Annotated in this window: 26 protein-coding genes; 14 read left to right on the top strand and 12 right to left on the bottom strand. The window is 74.2% G+C overall.

The annotated features are described in order from the left end of the window. Positions 1-210 precede the first annotated feature (210 nt). Positions 211-354, top strand: a complete 144-nt coding sequence (locus tag QOZ86_RS04705) for a hypothetical protein (RefSeq protein ID WP_284490803.1) — start codon at positions 211-213, stop codon at positions 352-354. A gap of 5 nt (positions 355-359) precedes the next feature. On the opposite strand, the gene QOZ86_RS04700 is transcribed toward QOZ86_RS04705, so the two are convergent. Next, positions 360-1,391, bottom strand: coding sequence for an ion channel (locus tag QOZ86_RS04700; protein WP_284490802.1), 1,032 nt, complete (start codon positions 1,389-1,391; stop codon positions 360-362). A 133-nt stretch (positions 1,392-1,524) separates the two neighbouring features. Here QOZ86_RS04700 and QOZ86_RS04695 point away from each other — a divergent pair, with 133 nt between their 5' ends. Further along, positions 1,525-2,712, top strand: a complete 1,188-nt coding sequence (locus QOZ86_RS04695; RefSeq protein ID WP_284490801.1) for an acyl-CoA dehydrogenase family protein — start codon at positions 1,525-1,527, stop codon at positions 2,710-2,712. A gap of 57 nt (positions 2,713-2,769) precedes the next feature. Here the strand turns inward: QOZ86_RS04695 and QOZ86_RS04690 are convergent, their stop codons facing one another. Continuing rightward, entirely contained in the window at positions 2,770-3,030 is a 261-nt protein-coding gene (locus QOZ86_RS04690) for a hypothetical protein (RefSeq protein ID WP_284490800.1), read from the bottom strand. Positions 3,031-3,204: 174 nt separating this feature from the next. Here QOZ86_RS04690 and QOZ86_RS04685 point away from each other — a divergent pair, with 174 nt between their 5' ends. Further along, the gene (locus tag QOZ86_RS04685; RefSeq protein WP_284490799.1) at positions 3,205-3,510 is read left to right on the top strand and encodes a hypothetical protein; all 306 of its coding nucleotides are present in this window, start codon (positions 3,205-3,207) and stop codon (positions 3,508-3,510) included. A 30-nt stretch (positions 3,511-3,540) separates the two neighbouring features. After that, positions 3,541-4,314: an esterase/lipase family protein gene (locus QOZ86_RS04680; RefSeq protein ID WP_284490798.1), complete on the top strand. Its 774-nt coding sequence runs from the start codon at positions 3,541-3,543 to the stop codon at positions 4,312-4,314. A gap of 41 nt (positions 4,315-4,355) precedes the next feature. Here the strand turns inward: QOZ86_RS04680 and QOZ86_RS04675 are convergent, their stop codons facing one another. From QOZ86_RS04675 to QOZ86_RS04655, 5 genes are read right to left on the bottom strand one after another with little or no spacing between them, the layout of a single operon-like run. Then, positions 4,356-4,640, bottom strand: coding sequence for a hypothetical protein (locus QOZ86_RS04675; protein ID WP_284490797.1), 285 nt, complete (start codon positions 4,638-4,640; stop codon positions 4,356-4,358). 57 nt (positions 4,641-4,697) lie between these two features. After that, complete coding sequence (locus QOZ86_RS04670; protein ID WP_284490796.1) at positions 4,698-5,498, bottom strand: adenosylcobinamide-GDP ribazoletransferase; 801 nt, start codon at positions 5,496-5,498, stop codon at positions 4,698-4,700. Further along, entirely contained in the window at positions 5,495-6,037 is a 543-nt protein-coding gene (locus tag QOZ86_RS04665) for a bifunctional adenosylcobinamide kinase/adenosylcobinamide-phosphate guanylyltransferase (protein ID WP_284490795.1), read from the bottom strand. The genes QOZ86_RS04670 and QOZ86_RS04665 overlap by 4 nt, the downstream gene beginning before the upstream one ends. Further along, on the bottom strand, positions 6,034-7,752 hold the full coding sequence (gene bluB / locus QOZ86_RS04660; protein ID WP_284490794.1) for a 5,6-dimethylbenzimidazole synthase: 1,719 nt from the start codon (positions 7,750-7,752) through the stop codon (positions 6,034-6,036). The genes QOZ86_RS04665 and bluB overlap by 4 nt, the downstream gene beginning before the upstream one ends. Beyond that, complete coding sequence (locus QOZ86_RS04655) at positions 7,749-8,198, bottom strand: MarR family winged helix-turn-helix transcriptional regulator (protein WP_284490793.1); 450 nt, start codon at positions 8,196-8,198, stop codon at positions 7,749-7,751. Before QOZ86_RS04655 ends, bluB begins: the two co-directional genes overlap by 4 nt. A gap of 21 nt (positions 8,199-8,219) precedes the next feature. Between QOZ86_RS04655 and QOZ86_RS04650 the strand changes: the two genes are divergently transcribed. The 4 genes from QOZ86_RS04650 to QOZ86_RS04635 all read left to right on the top strand — a co-directional run bounded on the left by QOZ86_RS04650 (position 8,220) and on the right by QOZ86_RS04635 (position 12,600). Then, a complete protein-coding gene (locus QOZ86_RS04650) occupies positions 8,220-9,263 on the top strand; it encodes an ABC transporter substrate-binding protein (protein ID WP_284490792.1) in 1,044 nt (347 codons plus the stop codon). 85 nt (positions 9,264-9,348) lie between these two features. Then, a complete protein-coding gene (locus QOZ86_RS04645; RefSeq protein ID WP_284490791.1) occupies positions 9,349-10,794 on the top strand; it encodes an APC family permease in 1,446 nt (481 codons plus the stop codon). After that, on the top strand, positions 10,791-11,822 hold the full coding sequence (locus QOZ86_RS04640) for an acetamidase/formamidase family protein (RefSeq protein WP_284490790.1): 1,032 nt from the start codon (positions 10,791-10,793) through the stop codon (positions 11,820-11,822). The genes QOZ86_RS04645 and QOZ86_RS04640 overlap by 4 nt, the downstream gene beginning before the upstream one ends. Positions 11,823-11,958: 136 nt before the next feature. Then, positions 11,959-12,600, top strand: a complete 642-nt coding sequence (locus QOZ86_RS04635; protein ID WP_284490789.1) for a Rho termination factor N-terminal domain-containing protein — start codon at positions 11,959-11,961, stop codon at positions 12,598-12,600. A gap of 70 nt (positions 12,601-12,670) precedes the next feature. Here QOZ86_RS04635 and ku read toward each other — a convergent pair whose 3' ends face one another. The 5 genes from ku to QOZ86_RS04610 all read right to left on the bottom strand — a co-directional run bounded on the left by ku (position 12,671) and on the right by QOZ86_RS04610 (position 17,293). Then, positions 12,671-13,675 (bottom strand): non-homologous end joining protein Ku, encoded by a 1,005-nt coding sequence (gene ku / locus QOZ86_RS04630; RefSeq protein ID WP_284490788.1) that lies wholly within the window; start codon positions 13,673-13,675, stop codon positions 12,671-12,673. Between the two features lie 85 nt (positions 13,676-13,760). Further along, the gene (locus QOZ86_RS04625; RefSeq protein WP_284490787.1) at positions 13,761-14,681 is read right to left on the bottom strand and encodes a hypothetical protein; all 921 of its coding nucleotides are present in this window, start codon (positions 14,679-14,681) and stop codon (positions 13,761-13,763) included. Positions 14,682-14,817: 136 nt separating this feature from the next. Continuing rightward, positions 14,818-15,225, bottom strand: a complete 408-nt coding sequence (locus tag QOZ86_RS04620; protein WP_284490786.1) for a hypothetical protein — start codon at positions 15,223-15,225, stop codon at positions 14,818-14,820. Between the two features lie 11 nt (positions 15,226-15,236). Then, the gene (locus tag QOZ86_RS04615) at positions 15,237-16,043 is read right to left on the bottom strand and encodes a TIGR02587 family membrane protein (RefSeq protein ID WP_284490785.1); all 807 of its coding nucleotides are present in this window, start codon (positions 16,041-16,043) and stop codon (positions 15,237-15,239) included. Next, positions 16,040-17,293, bottom strand: a complete 1,254-nt coding sequence (locus QOZ86_RS04610; RefSeq protein ID WP_284490784.1) for a cation:proton antiporter — start codon at positions 17,291-17,293, stop codon at positions 16,040-16,042. The genes QOZ86_RS04615 and QOZ86_RS04610 overlap by 4 nt, the downstream gene beginning before the upstream one ends. Before the next feature lie 113 nt (positions 17,294-17,406). Here QOZ86_RS04610 and QOZ86_RS04605 point away from each other — a divergent pair, with 113 nt between their 5' ends. The 6 genes from QOZ86_RS04605 to QOZ86_RS04580 all read left to right on the top strand — a co-directional run bounded on the left by QOZ86_RS04605 (position 17,407) and on the right by QOZ86_RS04580 (position 24,447). After that, positions 17,407-19,470 (top strand): PEP/pyruvate-binding domain-containing protein, encoded by a 2,064-nt coding sequence (locus tag QOZ86_RS04605; RefSeq protein WP_284490783.1) that lies wholly within the window; start codon positions 17,407-17,409, stop codon positions 19,468-19,470. Beyond that, on the top strand, positions 19,467-20,018 hold the full coding sequence (locus QOZ86_RS04600; protein WP_284490782.1) for a hypothetical protein: 552 nt from the start codon (positions 19,467-19,469) through the stop codon (positions 20,016-20,018). The genes QOZ86_RS04605 and QOZ86_RS04600 overlap by 4 nt, the downstream gene beginning before the upstream one ends. Next, complete coding sequence (locus QOZ86_RS04595) at positions 20,015-20,413, top strand: hypothetical protein (protein ID WP_284490781.1); 399 nt, start codon at positions 20,015-20,017, stop codon at positions 20,411-20,413. The genes QOZ86_RS04600 and QOZ86_RS04595 overlap by 4 nt, the downstream gene beginning before the upstream one ends. A 101-nt stretch (positions 20,414-20,514) precedes the next feature. Then, positions 20,515-22,008 carry a phosphatase PAP2 family protein gene (locus QOZ86_RS04590; RefSeq protein ID WP_284490780.1) on the top strand — a complete coding sequence of 498 codons (1,494 nt, stop codon included), beginning with the start codon at positions 20,515-20,517 and terminating at the stop codon, positions 22,006-22,008. Between the two features lie 71 nt (positions 22,009-22,079). After that, positions 22,080-23,489, top strand: coding sequence for a purple acid phosphatase family protein (locus QOZ86_RS04585; protein WP_284490779.1), 1,410 nt, complete (start codon positions 22,080-22,082; stop codon positions 23,487-23,489). A gap of 73 nt (positions 23,490-23,562) precedes the next feature. After that, positions 23,563-24,447: an alpha/beta fold hydrolase gene (locus tag QOZ86_RS04580; protein ID WP_284490778.1), complete on the top strand. Its 885-nt coding sequence runs from the start codon at positions 23,563-23,565 to the stop codon at positions 24,445-24,447. The last annotated feature ends 87 nt before the right edge of the window (positions 24,448-24,534 follow it).

Raw genomic sequence — 24,534 nt, 5'->3', positions numbered from 1 at the left:
CTCGTGGTCATCACCCCGCTGATGGCCACGAGTTCGTCGCACTCGTCGCTCACATCCGTACGGGCGGCTCAGCCGCGGGCGACCAGACCCTCGGGACGTCGACGAGCTGCCCGAGACCGTCACCGGCAAGATCCTCAACCGGGAGCTGCGCGGCTGACCGTCGGTCGCGATGACCGGGCGCAGTAGGGCCGGTTGCGGCAGGGTGGGGCCATGACGACGCCGGAGACGCCGCAGCCCCGTGACATCGCCCTCGAGCAGGAGAGCGCCGATGTGGCGGCGGACCTGGAGGCGCAGAGCGAGCCGCGCGAGGCGCCGCAGGGCGACGAGAGCGACGTCGAGGGCCACCCCTCCTAGACGGGTCAGCGCCCGCCGGTGAACTGCCGGACGGGGATGCGGGCCTCGGCGACGTAGTACAGGGTCGCCCCGACCGGCACCGGCGTGTCCCACGGCGGGTTGAGCACCGGCCCGTCCGCACCGCGCAGGGCGAGCGCCGTCGCCCGGAATTCCCGACCGAAGTGGGTCTGGCAGTCACCGAAGGTCGCGTACGGGAACCCGGGCGGTACCGTCAGCGAGTAGGTGTTGCCGTTCCCGCCGCTGCGCATGAGGTCGGTGTAGACCTGCGCGATCCCGGGGTCGGTCGCCTCCTCGGTGAGGAGGAACGGCATGTGCCACTGCACGACCTGGATCGTGTTGTCGACGTAGCGGAGGTTCTCCGCGCGGTCGAGATCACGGACGGCGGCGACCACGTGCGCCCGCCGGTTGGCGTGGACGACGGCCACCGCGATCGCCAGCGTCTCGTTGTCGTCCCGTCCGTCTATGACGACGGTGCGGGCAGCGGCCACGCAGGCCCGGGACATCACGTCCTCGCGGGTGAGGTCGCCACGGACGAAGTGCACCGCCGCGCGGTCGGGCACGGGATTCTCCGGGACGTCGTCCCAGGCGCAGAGGACGACCTGGGTGCGCCCCTCGGCGGTCAGCTCGGTGAGGATCCGCTCGGTGCGCCCGGGCCGGTAGCCCAGCAGCACCAGGTGGTCGGACAGCTCCAGGGGGACCACACCTCTCAGACGCCGGCTCCGGACCGACTGCAGTGCCTCGGAGAGCCGGGTGAACAGCAGGGTCAAGGTGACGATGCCACCCACGATCACGTACGCGCCGACGATGCGGCCGCCGAGCGAGGACGGGAAGACGTCCCCGTAGCCGACGGTCGCGGCGGTGACCAGGAAGTACCACCAGTAGGTTCCCGGGGCGGCGATGTCGGTGCCGGCCGGTTCCACGAGGGCCATCGCCAGCCAGCTGCTCAGGAAGACGAACAGCGCCACCGCCAGCGGCAGCCGCCAGCCGGTCAGGCGCGCCCGGACGAACCGCGTGAAGCGGTGGAGGAGGAACGGCAACGGATCTCCTGGCGACGGCGTCCGGACGAGGCAAGCTACCGCGAGCCGTCCGAAGGTGGGCTGCCGCGACGGTGTGTTTTCCCGTTCCGTGCGCGACGGGCGGGCTGCCCGGGTTCGCCGTACGTTCGGTGCTGTGACCGCCGACACCCCTGACTTCTACGCCTTCGAGGACCTGCTCGAGCCCGAGGAGATCGCGATCCGGGACCGGGTCCGCACCTTCGGTGAGCAGGAGGTCCTCCCGCGGATCAACGACTACTGGGAACGGGCGGACTTCCCCTTCGAGCTGGTGCCCCGGCTGGCCGAGATCGGCGTCGTCGGGGGAATCATCGAGGGGTACGGCTGCCCGGGCATGAGCAACGTCGCCGCCGGTCTGGTGGCCGCCGAGCTGGCCCGCGCCGACGGGAGCATCGGCACCTTCAACGGGGTGCACAGCTTCCTGGCCATGCAGTCGATCGCGCTGCTCGGCGACGAGGAGCAGCGCGAACGCTGGCTGCCGGAGATGGCGCGGCTGGAGAAGATCGGTGCCTTCGGCCTGACCGAGCCCCGGCACGGCTCGGACGCCGTCGGGCTGGAGACCTCGGCCCGCCGCGACGGCGACGCCTACGTCCTCGACGGGCAGAAGAAGTGGATCGGCAACGGCTCGATCGCCGACTACGTGATCGTCTGGGCCCGCGGCGAGGACGGCGCCGTCGGCGGGTACGTCGTGGAGAAGGGCACGCCCGGCTTCGAGGCGGTCGTCATGACCGGGAAGACGGCGCTGCGGGCGGTGTGGCAGGCCGAGATCACGCTGACCGACGTCCGGGTGCCGGCGGAGAACAAGCTGGCCAACTGCCACTCGTTCAAGGACGTGTCCCAGGTGCTCGACCGCACCCGGTACACCGTCGCGTGGCGGGCGCTCGGGCTGGCGACGGCCTCCTACGAGCTCGCGCTCGCCCACGCCCTCCAGCGCGAGCAGTTCGGCCAGCCGATCGCCGGGTTCCAGCTGGTGCAGGACAAGCTCGCCCGGATGCTCGCCGAGATCACCTCGATGCAGTTGATGTGCTGGCGGCTGTCCAAGCTGGCCGACGCGGGGAAGATGACCGCCGCCATGGCGTCGCTGGCGAAGATGAACCATGCGGCCAAGGCCCGGGCGATCGTGGCCGACGCCCGGGACATCCTCGGCGGCGACGGCATCCTCATCGACCACCACGTCGCCCGGCACCACGCGGACATGGAAGCGGTGTTCACCTTCGAGGGCACCGATTCGGTGCAGGCGCTGATCGTCGGCCGGGCGATCACCGGGCTGTCGGCGATCAGCGGCCGCAAGCCGGAGAAGGGCTGACCGGCAGAACACAACCCCGGGTCGCGTCGGGGCGGGATCCGGGGAGGGGCGGAGCGGTCAGCTGGCGGTGGACAGCCGCCGGCCGACGGCGGTGATGCGGGCACACTCCGGGCATCCGGTGCGGCCGATGCCGACCCGCTGCCACTTCTGCGTGCCCCACACCTGGACGATGGCGCCGCAGACCGCCAGCTCCACCTCGCCGTCGAGCTCGGCCGGCGGGCGGTGGGCCTCCACGGCGTGCCAGGGGTAGCTCTGCTCGTTGCGCGACCCACCCGACCATCGATCGGGACGGGCGAACCCCACCGCGTACGTGTCCACGGAGGTCAACGTGCCCCGGAGACACGACCGCCAATCCCCCCGATCGGGGGAAACGTGCTGTGCATCACCACCTCGGCGCGGCCACGCTCCGCAGTCGGGGATGCGCCGGCCACTCCTCCGGGGGACAGCGCCGGCGCGCTACCGTCGGAGGCCTCGCGCGGGAGGTGCACGACGATGGATCCGATCAGCCTGGCCGTGGGCGCGGCCCTGCTCGGGGCCGGCTTCCTGGCCGGGCGGCTGGGCCGTGGCCGGCCGGCAGCCGCTCCCCCACCGGTCACCCCGCTGTGCGGGTGCGGGCACACGCTGAGCCAGCACGACACGGAGAGCAACACCTGCTACGCGGAGCTGCGCCGCGACACCTACGACAAGCGCGGCCGCTGGTCGGGGCACAGCTGGGTGCCCTGCACCTGCCGCCAGTACGTCGGGCCGCGCCCCATCGACGAGGTGTTCGTCCCCCGGGTCCTCCCACCCGGCGACTGATCCGCCGGCTCTCCGGGCATCGGAAACCGGGTGACCACCCGTCCCGCCCCGGCCCGCGGCGAACGCGCCGACACCCTGCTGGCCCTCACCGAGCCGGCCCGCGCGCTGGTGAGCGTCGGCGCCCTCGCCGCCGGCCTGCCGCTGCTGCGCCTGGCACCTCGCGGGGAGCCGCACCCGGTCGTCGTGCTGCCCGGCTGGCTGGCCTCGGACGTCTCCACCCGCACGCTGCGCCGGTGGCTGGGGCGCCTCGGCTATCCGACGGTGGGCTGGGACCTCGGGCGCAACCACGGCTCCCGGCCGGAGGTGGTGGAAGGGGTGCGCACGCTCGTGGAGCGGCTGGTCGACGAGCACGGCACCCCGGTGAGCATCGTGGGCCAGAGCCTGGGCGGGATCTTCGCCCGGCGGCTGGCCGAGCGCAGCCCCCGGCTGGTCCGGCAGGTCGTCTCGCTGGGGTCCCCGTTCGCCGCGGTCGCTCCCCGGCCGCGCCGCCCGTCGGGGGCGGGCGTGTACCGGGAGTACCGCCGGCTGCGGGCGGTCGAGCAGGTGCGGCCGGCCCCGGCTCTGTCCGTGCCGAGCACCTCGGTCTACTCGCGCTGGGACGGCGTCGTCGACTGGCGCGGCTGTCTCCAGGAGGAGGGGCGGACGAGTGAGAACGTCGCCGTGCACGCCAGCCACCTCGGCATGGGCGTGGACCCGGCCGTTCTCTGGATCGTCGCGGACCGGCTGGCGCAGCCGGCCGCTGGCTGGCGGCCGTTCGTCCGCCCGACCCGGTTCGGCCTGCGCGCCCTCTTCCCGGCCGACTGATCGGGCGCCGCATTCGCGGGGCGGTGCCACCCTCCGCGGAGCTACTCGCCCGCTTCGGGCTCGACGCCGACGGACATGCCCGTGAACCGCACACCGGGGACGACGGGATACGCCGAGCGCCCCAGGACGAAGGCGACGCTCGGCTCCGGCCCGGGCGCCACCACCGCGGCCTCCTCGGCCGTGGCCTCCGCGCCACCACCGTCGTCGTCCACCCGGACCGCCCACCCCCCGGCCGACGCCGCCCAGGCGGCCGCACCGGCTCGCAGGAGCGCCTCGTCGTCCACCACGTCGATCGTGTAGGTCACCGTCACCCGGTAGGTCGCCACCGGGCGATCCTGGCATCCGCGCGCTCTGTCACCCTCCCGTCCGGCAGCGCGCCCCGGTCAGGCCCAGGCGTCCGAGGCCGCCAGCACCACCAGGGCGACGGTCGTCCCCGTCTCCACCACCGCACCGAAGACGTCGCCGTTCACGCCACCGAGACGGTGGGCGGCATGCCGGGTCACGAGCGCCGCGGCACCCAGGGCGAGGAGGACTCCGGCCGCCCACCACAGCCCACCCCGTGCCCCGTCGACGGCCAGCCCGGCCGCGGCGGCCCCGGCGAGCGCGACGGCCGTCGCCGTCGCGCGCACGGTGGGCGAGCCCGCACCGGCGACCAGCACCCCGAGGGACGAGCCGGCGGCGGCCGGCCGGGCCGCGGCGTGCAGCACGGCCACCCGGCCGGAGACCGTCGTCAGCACCACGGCCAGCACCCCCTCGGCCGCCGTGCCGGCGGCCAGGACGGCCGACAGCGCGGCGACCTGCACGAGCAGGGTGCCCACGAGGGCGACCACCGCGAAGGCGCCCACCTCGGGACGGCGCATGATCGCCAGCGCCTGCTCGGCGGGCCGGCCGCTGCCCAGGCCGTCGGCGAGGTCGGCCGCGCCGTCCAGGTGCAGGCCCCGGGTGAGCAGCGCCAGCGTCCCGATCACCAGCGCAGCGGCCAGCAGCGGCGTGCCGCGCTCCCCGCCCCGCCACACCGCGAGCGCCGGCACGGACGCCAGTACGCCGAGCAGGGCGCCGACCAGCGGCAGCCACCGCAGCACCCCGGGGCCGGGCACGCGGGCGCTCGCAGGCACGGGCAGCACGGTGAACATCCCGAGCGCCGCGAGGAGTCCGCCGCTGCCCGTGGCTGCGGGCCCGGTCACCGCAGCCGCTGCGGCAGCCCGGCGGTGAGCAGCCACACCCGCTGGGACGCCGTCGCGATCCGCGCGTTCAGGATGCCGAGTTCGTCGCGGTACCGGCGGCCCGACGCGGTGGCGGGTACGACGCCGGAGCCGACCTCGTTGCTCACCGCGACCACCCGCCGGCGGGTGCCCTCCCACGCCGTGACCAGCGCATCGACGGCTGCGCCCAGCCGGGCATCGGCGCCCGCGGCATCGGTCCACACCCCGCAGTCGTCCATCACGCGGGCCAGCCAGGTGGAGAGGCAGTCGACGAGGACCGGCGGGCCCGGTTCGCCCAGCACCGTCACCAGGTCGACGGTCTCGACCGTCCGCCAGGACGCCGGGCGCCGATCACGGTGCAGGGCCACCCGGTCGGCCCACTCGGGATCGCTGCCGTCGGCCGGCAGCCCGCAGGCCACGTAGTCGGCCTGCCGCACCCGGGCGAGCAGCTGCTCGGCGTGCCGGGACTTGCCGGACCGCGCGCCGCCGAGCACCAGCGTCCGGCGCGGCCGGCCGATCACGAGACCCGCCCGGCGGTGCGCCGGGCGCGGAGCGCGGTGAGCAGCAGCTGCGCGGCGAGCACCGCGCCGACGCCCTCCCCCGCGCGGAGCCGCAGGTCGAGCAGCGGCTCCAGGCCCAGCTCGGTGAGCACCCGGGCGTGCGCCCGTTCGCGGCTGCGCTGACCCGCGACCAGCGCGCTCTGGGCCGCCGGCTCCAGCCGCACGGCGACGAGGGCGGAGACGGAGGTGACGAGGCCGTCGAGCACCACCGGGACACCGGCCGCGGCCGCGCCGAGGGTGATCCCGGCCAGGACGGCGAACTCGGGGCCGCCCAGTGCCGCGAGCGCGGGGAGCGGCTCGGCCAGCGCGGGGCCGTGCTCGGTCCGCGCCCGCTCGAGCGCCGCCGCCACGACGGCGCGCTTGCGTGCCAGCATCCCCGCGTCGGCGCCCGCGCCGAGCCCCACCGCGTCGTCGGGTGCCAGGCCCAGCAGCGCACCGGCCAGCGCGGCGGCCACCGTGGTGTTGCCGATGCCGACCTCGCCGAGGCAGACGAGACCGTGCGCGGCCAGCTGCCCGCCCAGCTCCCGGCCCTCGGCGACCAGCTCCGCGGCTGCCGTGCGGGTCAGCGCGTCGGCACCGACCAGGTCGCCCTGGGCGCCGGAGGGAACGGCGGCGTGCCCGTGCACCCGGAGCCCGGCCTGCCGCGCCGTCGCCGCACCCAGCGACTCCCCGGCCCGGGTGGCGGCGAGCACGTCGGCGGTGACCGACGCCGGATAGGCCGACACCTGGTGCGCGGCGGCCACCGGGTGCTCACCGGCCACCACGACCAGGGTGCCGGTGCCCGGCTCCGTGCCCGGGAGGGCGAGCACGCGGTCGACGGCCCGGTCGAGCACACCGAGCGAGCCCGGCACGGCCAGCAGGTCATCGCCGCTGTCCCGCGCGGCGACCACGGCCTCGGGCCGCGGGCCGGCGAGGTGCGAGACCGGTGCCTGCGGGCTGCCCTCGGCCGGCCAGCGCTCGGCGAGCACCACATCGTCGAGCGAGAGCCGGCTGGACCAGCCGTGCCGCACCAGACCCGGCTCGGGCGGGCGCTCGTCGGGCCAGCCCAGGCACAGCCAGCCGAGGGTCTGCACGCCCTCGGGCAGGTGCAGCAGCTCCGCGAGGTCGGCCGGCTGGAACAACGTGACCCAGCCCAGGCCGAGCCCCGCGGCGCGGGCGGCCAGCCAGATGTTCTGGATGGCGCAGGCGCAGCTCCACAGGTCGGCGTCGGGAAAGGTGGCCCGGCCGAGCACCCCGGTGGCGTGCGCCCGCCGGTCGCAGGCGACGACGACGCCGACCGGCGCCTCCCGGATGCCCTCGAGCTGCAGGTCGAGCAGCCGGGCCCGCCGGTCGGGGGTGAGCAGCTCGGCCTGCCGGAGCCGCTCGCGATCGGCGAGCACCGCCGCCCGGTCCCGGGTCGCCTGCTCGGTGACGACGACGAAGCGCCACGGCTGCGAGTGCCCGACCGACGGCGCACGGTGGCCGGCGCCGAGGACCGTCCGCAGGAGGTCCGGCGGCACCGGGTCGGGGCGGTAGCGGCGGATGTCGCGGCGCGCGTCGACGACGGCGTGCAGTGCCGCGACGCTGCCGGCGTCGAACGCCCAGCCTGCCGGGTCGGCCGCGCGCTGCGCCGCGTGCGTGCGGTCGCCGATCACCGGGACCGGCCGGGGCCAGGGCATGCCGGGCTCGCCGGTCACCGGTCGGTGGGGAGGTCTTCGAGCGCGCGGGTCAGGGCGGCGACCCGCTCGGGCCCGAGGGAGGCGGCCAGCGCCGACTCGTGCGCCCGCACCAGCGCCTCCTGACGGCGCAGCCGGTCCCGTCCGGGGTCGGACAGGTGGACGACGACCTTGCGGCCGTCGTCCGGGTGCGGCAGCCGGTAGGCCAGCGCCCGGTCGACGGCGGCATCGACCAGCCGGGTGAGCGTGGGGGCCGGGAGACCGAGGGCGGCGACGAGCTCACCCATGGTCCGGCCGTCTCCGGCCAGTGCCCGCAGCAGCCGGTAGCCGTCGAGCGTGGCGCCGTCCTCGGCCAGTGCCGCGGCGACGCCCCCGGCGACCCGGCGATGGGTGACCGTGAGCAGCTCGACGAGGTCGTCGGCGACGCGCCCGTCGCGCGCCCCGGCTCCGCCGCCGCCCGGAAACATGGGGGCACCATACTTCTCCCCGTGTCCGGCTCTCCCCGTCCGCTGGACCCGTGGGACGTCCTGCTCACCGGTCCGCGGTCCGACGTGCTCCGGGTGGGGCTCGCCGTTCCGCTGTCGGGGCCCCTGGCGCTCACCGCCCCGTCGGCCCTCGACCTCGCCGGTCTGGCCACCGAGGAGGCCAACGCGGCCGGCGGGGTGTGCGGCCGGGAGGTGCAGCTGGTCGCCGTCGACTCCGGTCGCGCGCCCGCCGTCGTGGCGGCCGAGGTGGCGTCGCTGATCGAGGCGGGCGTCTTCGAGGTCCTCGTCGGCTTCCACACCAGCGACGTGCACCGGGCACTCGAGGCCGCGCTGCCCGCCGGAGCCCGGTACGTGTACACCCCGCCGCACGAGGGCGGCCGGCGACGGCCAGGAGTGCTGCGAACAGGTGTCTCACCGGTGGACCAGCACGCCGCCGCGCTCACCTGGCTGGTGCGCCACCGCGGCGCGCGGCGGTGGGTGCTGCTCGGCACCGACTACGTGTGGCCCCGCGCCGTCCACCGGGCCGCCCGTCAGGTGCTCGCCGACGCCGGTGCCGACGTGGTCGGGGAGGCCCTGGTGCCCTTCGGGCCGAACGACACCGGCCCGCTGCTGGACCTGGTGCGGCGCACGCGGACCGACGGCGTGCTGCTGAGCATGGTGGGGCGCGACCTGGTCACCTTCAACCGGGAGTTCGCCCGGGCCGGGATGGACCGGCGGGTCGTGCGGCTGTCGGGCGCGCTGGAGGAGAACGGCCTGTATGCGGTGGGCGGCGACGGCACGGGCGAGCTGTACGCCTGCATGCCCTCGTTCGCCGCCGCCGGGGACGGCCCGGACGAGGTGCAGCTGGCCCTGCAGGAGCGCTCCGCCCGTCGCTCGGGTCCGTCGGCGCCGGTGGTGTGCGCCTACGCCCGCGGCGTGTACGACGGTGTCCGCCTCGCGCTCTCCCCTCCCCGCCTCGACCGGTCGGGCCGCTGCCGGCCCACGGCCCGGCTGGCCCGGGCCGACGGGCTGGCCCTGCGGGAGATCCCCGGCCGTCTCACGGCCTGAGACGGTACTTCCACTTGGAAGGAATGCGTCCTACTCTGCTCGCGCCCCGGCACGGAACCGGGAGAAGAGACGGAGTGAACCCGCGATGAGCCAGCCCCGCACCACCACCGGCGCCCCCGCCGGCCCGCCCGGCGACGGAGGCGCGACCCCCGCCACAGTCGCATCCGGCGTCGAGTCCTTCGGCTACAAGCAGGAGCTGAAGCGGACGCTCGGCTTCGGCGACCTGCTGGTCTACGGCCTGGTCTTCATGGTCCCGATCGCGCCGTTCGGCATCTTCGGCGGCGTCTTCCAGGCCTCCGGCGGGATGGTCGCCCTGGCCTACGCCATCGGCATGCTGGCCATGGCCTTCACCGCCGCCTCGTACTCGCAGATGTCGCGGGCCTTCCCGATGGCCGGCTCGGTCTACACCTACGCGGGGCGCGGCATCGCCCGCCCGGTGGGCTTTCTCGCCGGCTGGATGGTCCTGCTGGATTACCTGCTGATCCCCGGGCTGCTGTACCTGATCTCCGGGTTCGCCATGACGTCGATCCTCCCGGGGATCCCCGTATGGGCCTGGATCGTCGGCTTCGTCCTGCTGAACACCGTGGTCAACTACTTCGGCATCGAGTTCACCGCACGGGTGACCAAGGTCGTGCTGGTCGCCGAACTGATCGTGCTCGCGATCTTCCTGGTGGTCGGCATCGCCGCACTGGCCGGTGGCGAGGGCGGCGGCTGGGACCTCTCCCCCATCTACAACAGCGACACGTTCTCCCTCGAACTCGTCTTCGGCGCGGTCTCCATCGCGGTGCTCAGCTTCCTGGGCTTCGACGCCATCTCCACCCTCGCCGAGGAGAACCGCGACTCGGTCCGCTCCCTCGGCAAGTCGATGATCGCCGCGCTCGTGCTCGCCGGGACGCTGTTCATCGTCCAGACCTGGGTCGCGGCACTGCTGGTGCCCGAGCCGGACACGCTGATCACCGAGGGTGACGCCGCCGGTACCGCGTTCTACGACGCCGCCGGTGTCGCCGGCGGCGAATGGCTGGCCACGCTGACCGCCGTCGCCACCGCCATCGCCTGGGGTTTCGCCAACTCGCTGGTCGCCCAGGCCGCCACCTCGCGGCTGCTGTTCGCCATGGCCCGCGACCGCCAGCTGCCCGGGTTCCTCGCCACGGTGCACCCGGTGCGACGGGTGCCGGTCAACGCGACGTTCCTCGTCGCGGCGATCTCCCTGGCGCTCGGCTACTACATGAGCACCCGCGACGACGGCATCACCCTGCTGTCCACGCTGGTGAACTTCGGCGCGCTGTCGGCCTTCCTGCTGCTGCACGTGTCGGTGGTCGTCCACTACATCGGCCGGCTGCGCAGCCGGAACTGGTGGCTGCACCTGGTCGTCCCCGTCGTCGGGTTCGCGATCCTGGCCTACGTGGTCTACAACGCCCAGGTGGCCGCACAGGAGCTCGGTTTCGTGTGGTTCGCCGTCGGCCTGGTCCTGCTGACCTTCCTGCTGGCCACCGGCCGGCGGCCGGAGTTGCGGACGGAGGAGAAGCTGTGACCGCATCGCTCGAGGTGGTCTCGGTGCAGCCCACCCCCGACCAGTACCGCTACGTCTTCGGCGGCGCCGCCGAGCCGTTGCTGCGGGTGCGCCCGGGCACCGTCGTCGAGCTCACCACCGAGGACTGCTTCGGCGGCCGGGTGACCGGCACCGGTGACCTGCCCAGCCAGGTCTGCGACTTCTCGCAGCTCAACCCGGTCACCGGGCCGATCCACGTGGAGGGCGCCGAGCCCGGCGACACCCTGGCGGTGCACTTCGTGGAGATCGCGCCGGTGCGCGACTGGGCGGTCTCCACGACCTTCCCGCACTTCGGGGCGCTCACCGCCACGCACAGCACGGCGATGCTGCACGACCCCCTGGAAGAGGTCGTGTGGGTCTACGAGATCGACCGCGAGCGGGGCACCTGCCTGTTCCGGCCGCGTCACGGCGGCCCGGAGGTGGAGCTGCCGCTGGACCCTATGCACGGGACCGTCGGCGTCGCCCCGGCCGGCGGTGAGGTGTTCGCCAGCATCACGCCGGGCGCGCACGGCGGGAACATGGACACCCCCGAGCTGCGGGCCGGCACGACGGCGTACTTCGGCGTCAACGTCGAGGGCGGCCAGCTCGGCATCGGCGACGGGCACTGCCGGCAGGGTGAGGGCGAGGTCTGCGGCACCGCCGTCGAGGCGGCCATGCGCACCGTCGTCGTCGTCGACCTGATCAAGGGCAGCGCCACGCCGTGGCCGCGGCTGGAGACCGACGACTTCCTCATGTCCACCGGCTCGACGCGACCGCTCGAGGACGCCTACCGGGTCAGCCAGCACGACCTGGTCACCTGGGCCGCCGCGCTCACCGGCTGGGACACCCTCGATGCCTACCAGCTGGTCAGCCAGGCCGGGCTGGCGCCCACGGGCAACGTCGTGGACACGAACTACACGATGGTCGCCAAGCTGGCCAAGAAGTACCTGGGCCGCGAGGGGGTCGTCGTCGCCGACGGCCTGCACGACCGGCTGCGGCAGACCGGGGCGGCCTACCTCGACCAGCGGTAGCGCCCGCTGTCCAGTTGTCGCCGTGTCGACGCCGGTCGACACGGCGACAACTCGACATGCCGGTGCGCGTGCGACGCCGGGTGACGGGTACGGCGGAGATCGATCGCCTGCACCGACCCCGGAGGAGGACTGACGCATGACGAACGAGACACCGGGCACCCCCGGCCTGAGCGAGACCGAGCTGCGCGAGATGAAGGTCGACGAGCTCCGGGAGAAGGCCAGGGACAGCGGCGTGGAAGGCACGTCGTCGATGAAGAAGGAAGAACTCGTCGACGCGGTCTCCCAGGCGTACAAGGAGAACCGTGGCGACGGCGGTAAGGGCGACGGCGGTAAGGGCGACGGCGGTAAGGGCGACGGCGGTAAGGGCGACGGCGGGGCCGGGGCCCCGGGCGACCGCGGCCCCGACGACGGGCACCTGCGCACCGGCGAGCAGACGTCGAAGTCCCTCAAGTACTCCCAGGAGATCACCTCGCTGGACGAGGACCCCGAGCGCGCCGGACGCAGCCTCGCCACGACCAGCCACGAGGTCATCCGCCGCTGGGCCGAGGACCGCGGCGGCGTCCCGGCCACGGTGGAGGGCACCGAGCACGGCGACCACCTGGGTGTGCTGCGCTTCGACTTCGGCGGGGACTCCGGGAACCTGCGTCACGTCAGCTGGGACGAGTGGTTCGACACCTTCGACGCCCGCACGCTGAACTTCCTCTACCAGGAGGAGCGCAAGGACGGGAACCAGAGCACCTTCTTCCGGCTGGAGAGCCCGGACCGCGAGGACGCCTGACCGCAGGACCCGGTCGGGCCGTGGTCGTCACACCCCGGCGCCACGGCCCGCACCCGGCGTCCGAGCCGGGTCAGGACGCCTTGCCCCTCCCCGCCGACCGGGCCGTCGCCACCGCGTCGAGGAGCTCGTCCCGGGTCATCTTCGACCGACCGGAGACATCCAGCTCCTGCGCCAGGTCGTACAGCTCCTGCTTCGACATGTCCTGCAGTTCCTCGTCCGATCCGCCGGCCGTCGGTCCGCCATCGGCCTTCCGGGTCGCCAGTTTCCGGTCGGGCCCGCGGTTGCCCGGGCGGTGCTTGCCGGCAGCCTCCACGCTGGCGCGCAGGGCCTCCATCAGGTCCACGACGTTCCCGGCCGTCTCCGGTGCCCCCTCGGTGACCACTTCCTCCCCGCGACGCTTGGCCTCGATCAGCTCGTTGACCCGGTCGCGGTAGGTGTCGCGGTAGTTGGTGGGGTCCCAGTCGGTGCTCATCGAGTCGATCAGGGAGACGGCCATGTCCAGGTCGCGGGACTTGAACGAGTGCCGGACCGGCAGCTGCTCGATCTCCTCCACCGGGTCGCGCACCTCGTCGGCGAAGAACATGGTCTCCAGCGTCAGCACGTCCCCCTGGGGCCGTACGGCGGCCAGGTACTGCTTGGACCGCATCACGAACGTGGCGATGCCCACCCGTTCGGCTCGCTCCATCGCCTGCAGCAGCAGCGCGTACGCGCGCTGCGCCCCCTCGTCCTGCGGCGCCAGGTAGTAGGTCTTCCCGTAGTAGACGGGGTCGATCTGGGCCACGTCCACGAAGTCGGAGATGTCGATGACCCGTGATCGCCCGGGCTCGATCTCCTCGAGCTCCTCCGGCGCGACGATCACGTACCGCCCGTCGCCGACCTCCTCGCCCTTGACGATGTCGTCGTAGTCCACCTCCTCACCGGTGTCCTCGTTGATCCGCTTGTACCGGATGCGGGAGGACGTGCCGCGCTCGAACTGGTTGAAGTGGACCGACTTGTCCTGGGTCGCCGAGTACAGCCCGACCGGTACGTTCACCAGCCCGAACGTCAGGGCCCCCGTCCAGATGGCTCGTGCCACGACAGCGCCTCCTCACCGAGCGACTGCGGACCGCCCTACCCGGCGACCGCCCACGTCACTCCGGTCGGACGCGGCGTCCGTCGGCTCAGTCCTCCCCGCATCCCCTGCTCACCTCGGCCGACAGCCGCTCGACGCGCGCCCGCGCCCGGTCGTGCACGGTGCGGGCACGCCCCGACCGGCGCTCGCTGACGTCCCGGCGCCGCTGCGCCGTCCGGAACTCCTCGCCGAGAGCACCGGCCTCCTTCTCCGCGCGCCGGAGCTGCTGCTCCAGATCGTCGATCCGCGCCCTGGCGTCGTCCCGGCGAGCGCCGACCTGCTCGACCCGCTCCCGGTCAGCCGCCGCCTCGTCGTCCGCCTCGGCCGCGGCCGCCTCGGCCTCCACCAGATCGGCACGGGCCTTCTCGAGCGCCTCCTCCCGCGCCCGCCGGCGCCGCGGGTCGGCCGAGGAGCGGGCACTGCGCGAGGCACCGTTCCGGGCCGCAGCCGGCTTCCGCTCCCGGGACCCGACGTCGGCGACCGCGCCCTCGACCTCGACGTGCGCCATGCCGCTGTGCGACAGGGCGGTCAGGAGGTGGCCCGAGAGCACCGCCTGCCCGGCGTCCTCGTCGGCGATGGCGGCGCGCAGCGTGTCCTGGACCTGCTCGGCGACGGAGTCGCTGACCGGACGGCCCAGCTCCTGCGCCAGCGACCGCGCCTGGCGGGTCAAGGCCGCCACGACCCGGTGGCGTTGCTGGGCAAGATCCTTGAGCTCGTCGCCCTCGAGGGTCTCCTGCGCCTCGCGCAGCGCCGCGCCGAGATCCACCAGCTGGGCCATCTCGGTCGCTTCCCGCCGGGTGACCGTGTTCACCACCCACGCGGCGGTGGACGGCTTGCGCAGCTTCCCGACGGCGCGGGCCAGGTCGCGGTCGCCATCGGCGCGTGCCTCCTTTCGCCGGGCCTCACGGGCACCGATGAACTCGTCGGGTGGCAGGCCGTACAGCTCATCGGCGACGTCGGAGAGCTTCACCGCGACCGGCTCCGTCCGGCAGGGATGCGCGGCACGGCGCGGGGCTGGTCGGGCACGGCACCGATCCTCCGGTCGGACCCACCCCGCCGTCCACCGGGGGCATCGTCACGACCAGCCCGGCTGTCGGCCGCCCGTCTCACGGCGCGGTGTACCCCGACGGCCCCACCTGCAGCCGCCCCGTCCCCGGGTCCTCGGAGAACAGCAGCGCCCCGACCCGCCAGCTCTCCGGCGGCACGTAGGCGACGGTGGCGGTCGACTGCTCCACCTCGCTGCCGTTCTGCGACAGCGTGCCGGAGACCTGCACCTGCTCCGCCGTCCGCCCGCCGGTGTTCACGACCCGGAAGTGCACCGCGTAGCCGTCCCCGCTGGGCTCCACCGAGGTGACGGTCACCGACAGCTCCGCGCCGGACTCCCGCACCGCCACGGCCTGGTAGGTCAGGAAGCCCAGCAGCAGCACGACGAGCAGTCCGCCGAGCGCGCCGAGGGCGTACTCGCCGCCCGTCGTCCGCTCCTTCCCCCCGCTGCGGTCCTCGTCGTCGTCCACGTCGTCCTCCGTCACAGGATGAGCCGTGCTGCCGCGGCGCCGATGCTGCCGGGAAGGGCGAGCACGACGGTCTGGCTCACGGCCATGGTGAGGCCGGTGCCGTCGAACCGGCCGAAGGTCCACAGGATGTAGGCCGAGACGGCGAAGGCGGCGGCGTACCCCACCACGGTCAAGGTCAGGAACGACCGCACCAACCCGCTCGTGGCCTTCTCCTGCCCACCGAACCCCACGGCGTACACGAAGCCGTGCATCAGCACGAGGCTGAGGACGACGAGCAGCACGACGCGGACCGGGCCGGCGTCGGCGGCCAGCAGCACCACCTCCTCGGTCGGTGCGATGTTCGCCGCGAAGACGACGGCTCCGGCGGTCATCAGGAACACCTCGTGGCCGTACCCCGTGCCAGCAGGCCGTCTGCTGCCCTGGCCCAGCTGGCTGCGCGCGTACGAGGCACCGATGGCCGCCGGCAGCGTCTCCATCGCGATCACCGACAGGGCCGCGCGCCAGTCCCGCAGCGGATCGATGACCCCCAGCGTCCCGAGGACCACCGTCGCGGCCACCGCGGCGGCCAGGAGCGCGACCCCCGCGTCGGCCAGGTACCCGCCCACGCCGACCCCGTCGGGGCCCGATCCGAAGGAACGGTTCAGCCCGAGCACCAGGAGCACGGTCACCACGACCAGGAGCGCCAGGCGGTACCGCTCCACGGTGTGTGCGAGCCGCCAGAACTCCATCGTCATCAGCAGCGGCAGGGCGAACAGCAGCGCTCCCGCGAGCGCCCGCCCGACGCCCTTGGCCAGCTCCTGATCGCCGGTCCGGCTCACCTCCCGCCGGCTTCCGTGCGCCTGGGTCCCGGCATGCCCACGCCCTCCGGTGCCACGTCGACCGGCTGGTCGGGTACCTCGCGTCCCGCTCGCGCCTCGGCCCGTGCGAAGGCGTGCGCGATGGGCACGTCGGTCGAGGAGTGGGCGAGGATCGAGGCGACGATGACCAGCGCGATCAGGTGGAACATGGCATCCGCCCCGGGCGCCCCGGCCTCGAGGATCAGCAGCCCGTAGACCACCGAGGCGAACCCCTTGGGCCCGAACCAGGCCGCGACCGCCTTCTCGGCGGTCGGCAGGCCGCTGCGGAACAGCGACACCGCGCTCGCCAGCGGACGGGCGAGGAGCAGCGCCAGCACGGCGAACACGTAGCCGGTCAGCGGGATCTCGCCGAGGAACGCCGGCGAGATGAGCGCGCCGAACACGAGGATCGCGGCGAGCTTCAGCAACTCGGTGACCAGCTCGCCGAACTCGGCGAACGACTTCTCCACCTTCGGCGCGAAGGTGGCGATGGTGACACCCGCGCTGAACGCTGCCAGGAAGAGGTTCCCGTGGGTGAGGTTCGCCAGGCCGAGCACCATCAGCCCGATCGACAGCCCGCCGAGGGACGCGTAGAGCGGAGTGGCCGAGGTGAACCGGCTGCGGATCAGCAGGATCGCCAGCGCCGGGACGGCGAAGCCGATGCCGACGCCCACCGCCAGCTCGGTGGCCAGCGCCCCGTAGGAGACGTCGTCCCGGGCGAGCACGGAGAGCAGGACGAGGACGACCGGCAGCGCCAGCCCGTCGTTGACCCCGCTCTCCACGTTGAGCAGCGACCGCAGCCGCCCGGGCACCTCCTCGCGGCCGACGATGGCCGAGGCGAAGACCGGGTCGGTGGGCGCCAGCACGGCCCCGACGAGCATGGCCTGGATCCACGGCAGGCCGGCGACGTAGTGCGCGAGGAGCGCGGTGATCCCGAAGGTGAGCGGCATGCCCAGCACGAGCGCCCGGCCGGGCAGCCGCCAGGCCGTCCGGAGATGGGAGAAGCCGACCCGCATGCCGTCGGTGTAGAGCACCGAGAACAGCGCGAGCTCGGCCAGCCCCACGACGATCTCGTCCTCCGGCTGCAGGTCGAGCACGCCGGTCACGCCGTCCCCCAGCACGAACCCGGCCAGCAGGAACAGCACGGCGGTGGACAGCACGGTCCGGTGCGCCAGGCCGGAGAACAGGACACCGACGAACAGCAGCACCGCGAAGACCAGGAGGAGTTCCACCGCAGTCCGGTACCCCCGGACACCGTCTCCCGGCTCATTACGGTTTGTCGACGAAACGGCCGGTCAGCGCTCCGGAACGATTGCGTGCGCCTGCACCCGGCAACCCATCCCTGGTGTCTGCGACCTCCACCGACGGCAGCTTCCGCGCCGCGCCGCTCACCGACGGCCCGCCGGTCGTGGCCCTCGACGACGCGGCCGCGACCGACGACGGGCTGACCGGCGCGAAGGCGGCGGCACTGGCGCGCGCCCGCGCCAAGGGCCTGCCGATCGTGCCGGGGTTCGTGATCACCACCGCCACCGTGGAGCGGCTGGCCTCCGGCGCCCCGCTCCCCGACGAGGCGCTGGCCGCCTGGCGGGAGCTGTCCGAGGACGGGCGGCGGTCCCTGGTGGTGCGCAGCAGCTCGACGGTGGAGGACCTCGGGGACTCCTCGATGGCCGGCCGCTTCGAGTCGGTCGTGGGGGTCGAGGGCCGCGAGGCGTTCGACCGCGCGGTGGCCACCGTCATCGCCTCGCGGGAGACGGCGGCCGCCGGGTCCGACGCCCTCACCGGGAGCGAGCCCCTCGCCGTCCTCGTCCAGCCGCTGCTCGAGGCCCGCAGCGGCGGTGTGCTCTTCGGGATCGACCCGGTGTCGGGCCGGGAGGACCGGCTGGTCGTCGCCGCGGTGACCGGCGGCCCGGACCGGCTGGTGAGCGGCGAGGTCGATGGCGACCGCTACGAGCTGGACCGCTCCGGGCGACGCACCGACGTCACCCGGGGCGACGGCGGCGTCCGCCTGCGCCGTCCCCAGCTGCGCGCCCTGGCCGACCTGGCCCGCCGGACGGCGGCGGTCTTCGGCGGACCGCAGGACGTCGAGTGGGCGTTCGACGAGCAGGGGCACCTGCGGCTGCTGCAGAGCCGCCCGGTCACCGCGGAGGGTCGCGGCCGCCCCCACGGACCGGTGCTCGGGCCCGGTCCCGTGGCGGAGACGTTCCCCGAGCCGCTGCAGCCGCTGGAGACCGACCTCTGGATCCCCCCGCTGCGCGAGGCGCTCCGGCACGCCGTCCTGCTGGCCGGCACCGCCGACCGCACCGCCGTCGACGACTCACCGCTGGTCACCGTCCTGGGCGGCTGGCCGGCCGTCGACCTCGACCTGCTGGAGAGCCGTCAGGAAGCGCCGCGGCTGCGGGAGCGGCTCGACCCCCGCCCACGGCTGCGCCGGTTGCGGGCGTCCTGGCGGGTGGGCCGGCTGCGGTCCGCGCTGCCGGTGCTGGCGCAGGACGTCCTCGGCTCCGCCGACCACGTCCTCGGTGGTGTCCCGCCCCTCGCCGCGCTCTCCGACCGCCAGCTGGTCGCCGTCCTGCACCGCGTGCAGCCGGCCCTGCGCTCGGTGCACGCGCACGAGGTCCTCATGGGGATGCTCGTCGACCCGGCGGCGCCCCGGCTCACCGGGGTCAGCGCGGCCCTGCGCGTGCTGGCCCGGTCCCGGCAGTCCGGGCTGACCGACGCCGAGATCGTGGCCGCGAACCCGGTGGTGCTCGCGCTCGCGGCGCCGCGCATCTGCGCCGTTCCGCAGCTGCCGCCCGACGTCGACGCACCCGACAGCGCGCCGCCCGGCGACGAGACCGACGCCGGCCTGCTCCGCGAGGCGCTCCGCCTCCGCGTCCGCTGGCTGCAGGAGGTGACCGCCCGGGCCTCCTGGACGCTCGGGGAGCGGCTGGCCGCGGCCGGTCGGCTGGGCGGCGCCGAGCAGGTGCGGGGCTTGCGGCTGGAGGAGCTGGCGGCCGCCGTGCACGCCACCGATCGAGAGCTCCGGCCGCAGCTGGCGGAGCCGGGCGAGCCGCTGCCCGCGCGGTTCCGGATGAGCGACACCGGCCGGCCGGTGGCGGTCACGGGCACGTCCGGCGGAACGGGCGCCGGTGGCGGGGCCGGCAGCGGCCCGGTGCACCACGGCGAGAACCCGCCGGAGGGAGCCGTGCTCGTCGTCCGGAACCTCGATCCCTCGCTCGCCCCGGTGCTGCCGCGGCTGGCCGGCCTGGTCGCCGAGACCGGCAGCGTGCTGGCGCACCTGGCCATCCTGGCGCGGGAGTCCGGCGTGCCGACCGTCGTCGGCTTCTCCGGGGCGCTCGAGCGGTTCCAGCCCGGCACGACCGTCCGGATCGACGGCGACACCGGTTCGGTGGAGGAGGAGACGTCGTGAAGAAGCTGAGCTGGCTCATCGGCGTGGTGGCCCTGATCGCCACCGGCGCCTACCTCTTCGTCTACATCTACCGGTGGGAGTGGCACCGCGCCCTCCTGGTGGGGATCCTCTTCCTCGCCACCCTGGTCGGCCTGTGCACCGCCCTGGTCCTGCGCCGGGTGACGTCGATGGACGAACGCGTGCGGGCCATGGCCGGTGATCCGAGGCCCCCCGGCGCGCTTGAACGGCTGCGCGCCGCGCCGGTGGAGACCCAGCCCTTCCGGTGGTTGTCCCCGGATGCGCTCGACCGCACGCACATCTTCATCCCGGTGCTGCTCGGCGGCGGCTTCGTCGTCTCCGGCATCGCCTGGCTGGTCGAGCGCGTCGCCGGGGGCTCCGCCCGCGCGGGCGTGGAGGAAGAGCTCGCCACCGAACTGGAGGAGATCGCCTTCCCGGCCACCTCCCTGGTGCCGACCGACGCCGAGTTGCTGGCCGGCGGCGACGACTACGCCGACGACGCCGGGCTCCGCGTGCTCCTGGGCCCGGCGGCGACGAGGGCCGCCCGGTGAAGCGGGTCCTCACCTGGCTGGCCGCCGCCCTCGTGGCCGGGACCGGGATCCTGTTCCTGCGCGCCGAGCTGATGACGGTCGACATCCCGCAGCCCGAGGGGTCCTACACCGACGTGGTGCTCGCCGTCTCCATCCGGGAGGACGAGGCCGTGCGCGAGGAGATGACCCGGGGGCTGGTCAGCACCTGCCGGCTGCTGGTCAACGCCGACGTGGTCGAGGACTCCTTCGCCGCCGTCGACGAGGGCGTGTTCGCGTTCCGGTTGCGCCCCGGGCTCGACGAGTTCGACCGGCGCGAGCTCGAGGGGTGCCTCCGGGACACCAAGGTGCAGCACCTGCTGGCCGACGTCCGGCTGCTGGAGACGATCACTCCCGGGAGCGCCGGCTCCCGCCAGTGACGCGGGCGAGCAACTCCGCGCGCGCCGGCTCCGGCAGCCGTAACGGGATCGTCGGGTGGGCGGCCGTTGGCTCCCTCGGCGGTCGGGTACCTCCGGTGTCCATGAGCCGGGCCCAGCACGTGGACACATCCCCCGAGGCCGCGGAGAGCACGGCCGGGGCCGGCCGGTTCGGGGCGCGCGCCGCCCTCGGGCTGGTCGCCCTGCTGATCGGAGCGGTCCCGTTCCTGCTGCTCATGCTCCTGGTCCAGGAGGAGTGGTCGCCGCTGGCCTCCCTGGACGGCGAGGTGGCCGCCGACCTCAACGCGGTGGTCAGCGACTCCCCCACGCTGGTGAGCGTGCTCCGGGCCGTCACCGACCTCGGCGGCAATTTCGCCGCCATCCTCGTCTTCACACTGACGACTCTCTTCCTGCTGGTCCGGGGGCAACGCCGCCTGGCCGCCTTCTCCGCGGCCACCGGTATCGGCCTGGCGATCCTGGTGCCCGTCACCAAGGCGCTCATCGGGCGGGCGCGGCCGCTCGTCGAGAGCCCGGTCTCCGAGCTCCCGTCCAACGCCAGCTTCCCCAGCGGCCACGCGATGGTCGCCGTCGTCACCTACGGCATGCTCGCCCTGCTGGCCCTGCCCGCAGTGCGCAGTCGCGCCCGTCGCTGGGTGCTCGCCGGAACGCTGCTGATCGTCCTGGCCGTGGGCTTCACCCGGCTGGCCCTCGGCGTGCACTTCGTGACCGACGTCCTCGCGGGCTGGGCCCTGGGGGCCGGTCTGCTCGCCGTCACGACGGCCGCCTTCCGCGGATGGCAGCACGACCACCACCACCGCCCGGACGAATCACTCGACCCGTTGGACGTGGACCCGCACGAAGGACCGCACCTGGCCCACTCCGGTCGGTCCGCGCTGCCCCGGGGGCGCTCCCCGGTGGTCCCCCTGCTCGTCGTCGCCGCCGCACTCGCCGCGGCCCTGATCCTGCTCGGGCTCCTGATCACCGCCGTCCTCGGCGACAGCGTCATCGGCCGCTTCGACCGCGCGGTGGTGCAGGCACTCACCGAGGCGCGCACCCCCACCCTGACCGACGTCTTCGACGTCATCAGCATGCTGTCCGGGACGCCGATGGTCATCGCGGTGTCGCTGGCCCTCGCCGTGGTGGCCCTGGCGATCACCGCGAGCTGGCGGCCGGTCGCCTTCGTCGTCGTCACCGTGCTGGGGGAACTCGGGATCTACTTCGTCGTCTCCCGCACCGTGGACCGGGCCCGGCCGGCGGTGGCCGACCTGACCTCCAACCTGCCGACCGCGGCGAGCTGGCCCTCGGGCCACGTGGCCGCCGCCGTGGCCGTCTACGGCGCCCTCGCCGCCCTGGTGATCACCCTGAGCCGCAGCAGGTGGCGTTGGGCGGTGCTCGCCGTGCCGGTGCTCGTGGCCCCGGCGGTCGGCCTGGCCCGCATCTACACGGCGGCCCACTACCCGACCGACGTGCTGGCCGGGCTCGTCCTCGGCACCGTCTGGGTGCTCGCCTGCGCCCATTACCTCCTCCCCGGCGTCGCAGGGCACGTCCGCTACCCCCGCTCGGCCGACGCGACCCGGCCGGTGACGGCCGCGCGCTGACGCCGGCGTCGTCACCGAACCGCAAGCTGCCGCGGCTGTTCCTCACCAGCGCGGAGGGTACGTCCGCCACCATGCCGGACACGCACTTCGAGCCCTTCGTGCACCTCGTCGACCTCGCCCCCGACCGGGCGCTGATCGCCTGGGGTGGCTTCTGGTTCCGGCGCGATGATTCCGACGGACGCTGGCAGGTGGTGGGGGACGACGAGCTCGGCGACCTGGACCTCGGCCGGACCGGCAGCATCGGGGCCCGGTCGGAGCCGTACGGCAGCGCCGTGGTGGAGGTGTTCGACCGCTCGGGCGACATCGTGGCCGAAGCCCGCACCGACACCGGCAACCACGTCCGGGTCGACGGGCTCTCCCCGGACACCGGGTACCGCTACCGCATCCGCGTGGACGGGCTGCCGTGGGCAGAGGGGCCCCGCATGGACTGGGGTCCCGTCCCGCGGGGAGGCCTGGACCTGCGGCCCGGCGACCGGGCCTACGACCTGCGCTTCCGTACCCACCCGTCACCCGACGTGGCCGTCCCCCTGGACTTCGCCGTGCTCGGCGACTACGGCATCGGCGTACTCACCGACACCGGGAGCGGCCGCCGTCAGCGGCAGGTCGCCGACGTGCTCGACCGGCTGACCGAGGAGCCCGGCGTGCGCGTGGTCATCACCGTCGGGGACAACGTCTACCCGAGCGCGGGCACGCGGGGGTCGCAAGGAAGTGGGGCGCAGGACTCCGACTGGTACGGCAGCTTCTACCAGCCCTACCGGTACGCGCTCGCCCGGGTGCCGATGTACCCGACGGTGGGCAACCACGACACGAGCGACGCCGAGTCCAGCGACGACCGCGAGCAGATCCGCGACAACTTCCACACCGACGCCCGGTTCACCCCGGAGGTCGCCGGGTCACGCGCATCGGCGGACCCGGGGATGTTCTACCGGTTCGGCTTCGGCGCGGACGTGGAGTTCGTCTGCATCGACACCTCCCTGTCCCGGGAACTACCCACCGAGCACTTCTTCGAGGACCCGGGCCACCAGGATTTCCTGGACGAGGCCTTTCCGGACGACGGCGGCGCCGGACGGTGGTGGCGGTTCCCGTTCTCCCACCACCCCGCCTACTGCGCCGGGCCGCACCACCCCAACACCGCGGCGATGGTCGAGCGCCTGGTTCCGCTGTTCGCCCGTGCCGGGGTCCGGGCGGCATTCGCCGGGCACGAGCACAACTTCCAGCTCTCCCGCGTCGACGGCATCGACTACTTCGTCTCGGGGGCGGGCGGCAAGCTGCGCGAGGATCCACCGGAGGGCTTCGGACCGGCCGGGACGGTGGCGTGGGCGGCCCAGGCGCACCTGCTGCTGGCGCGGGTGGACGGGGACACGCTGACCGTCACCCCGCTGACCGCGGTGGGACGCGACGGAGCCGCGGAACGGTTGACCCCACGGGCACCCGACGGCGCTGTCGTGGAGGTGCCGTTCGTGGTCCGCCGCGACCGGTGAGCGCCGGTTGCGCACGACCGGATCGTCACCACATCGACGCAGCGCCGGGCATGACCGTGGGTACGCCCGGTGCATGACCGATGCGACCTCCTTCGACGGCACCCGCCTTGCCCTCTACTCCTGGGGACCCGAGGGCGCTCCGCTGCTCGTGCTCGTGCACGGCCTGGGGATGTCCGCCGACTCCTGGGGCGACGTGCCGCAACGGCTCGCCGAGAACCACCGGGTGGTCGCCTACGACCTGCGCGGGCACGCCCAGAGCGGTGATGCGCGCTCCCATGACTACAGCTTTCCGGCGCATGCGCAGGACCTGTCCGCGGTGCTGGACGCGGTCGTCCCGGACAGCGGCTCCGCGGTCGTCGTGGCGCACAGCCTCGGCGGCGGCATCCTCCTGAAGCACGTGCACGGGTCCGCCGACGCCCGGATCGCCGGCGCCGTCCTCGTCGGCTCGGGCGGGTCGGGCGTGACGGCGCCCGGTTTTCCCGCACACGGGCTGCCGCCGTGGGCCCGGGGCCGGCTCCGCTCGGCGTGGTTCGCGCTGCTCCGCTCGGGCGTCCGGCTGGCGAGGAAGATCCGGCCGCTGCACGCGGTGTCCGACCGGGCGATCCGACACTTCGCCTTCGCCCCCGGCGAGCCGCAGGAGCTGGTGGAGCGGATGCGCGACGACTTCCTGAGCACGCGGCCTCTCGCCCTTGCCGGGACGACGCTGGCCGGCGTCAGCCACGACGGCGTCGAACTGGCCCCGAGCCTCACGGCGCCGACGCTGGTCGTGCACGGCAGCCGCGACCCGGAGGTGCCGGGCGAGGAGGCCGAGAGGCTCGTGGCCGCGTTGCCCGACGCCGAGCTGGTGACCGTCCCCGGCGCCGGCCACATGCTGCCGCTGACCAACCCCGACGTCGTCGTCACGCAGGTGGCCAGGTGGGTGCGGCGGCTCACCGGCGAGCGAGGGGCCGCCGCCTAGCGGCACCGGTGGTCCTGCATCGCCCGATGCGGGGCGCAGCTGCGACGTCCGGAGGACCGGGCGGTGACGCCCGGTCTTCCGGACCGT

Source organism: Blastococcus capsensis (assembly GCF_030165005.1).
In the GTDB taxonomy this organism is placed as follows: Bacteria; Actinomycetota; Actinomycetes; order Mycobacteriales; family Geodermatophilaceae; genus Blastococcus; species Blastococcus capsensis.
This window is presented reverse-complemented; position numbering and strand designations above follow the sequence as displayed.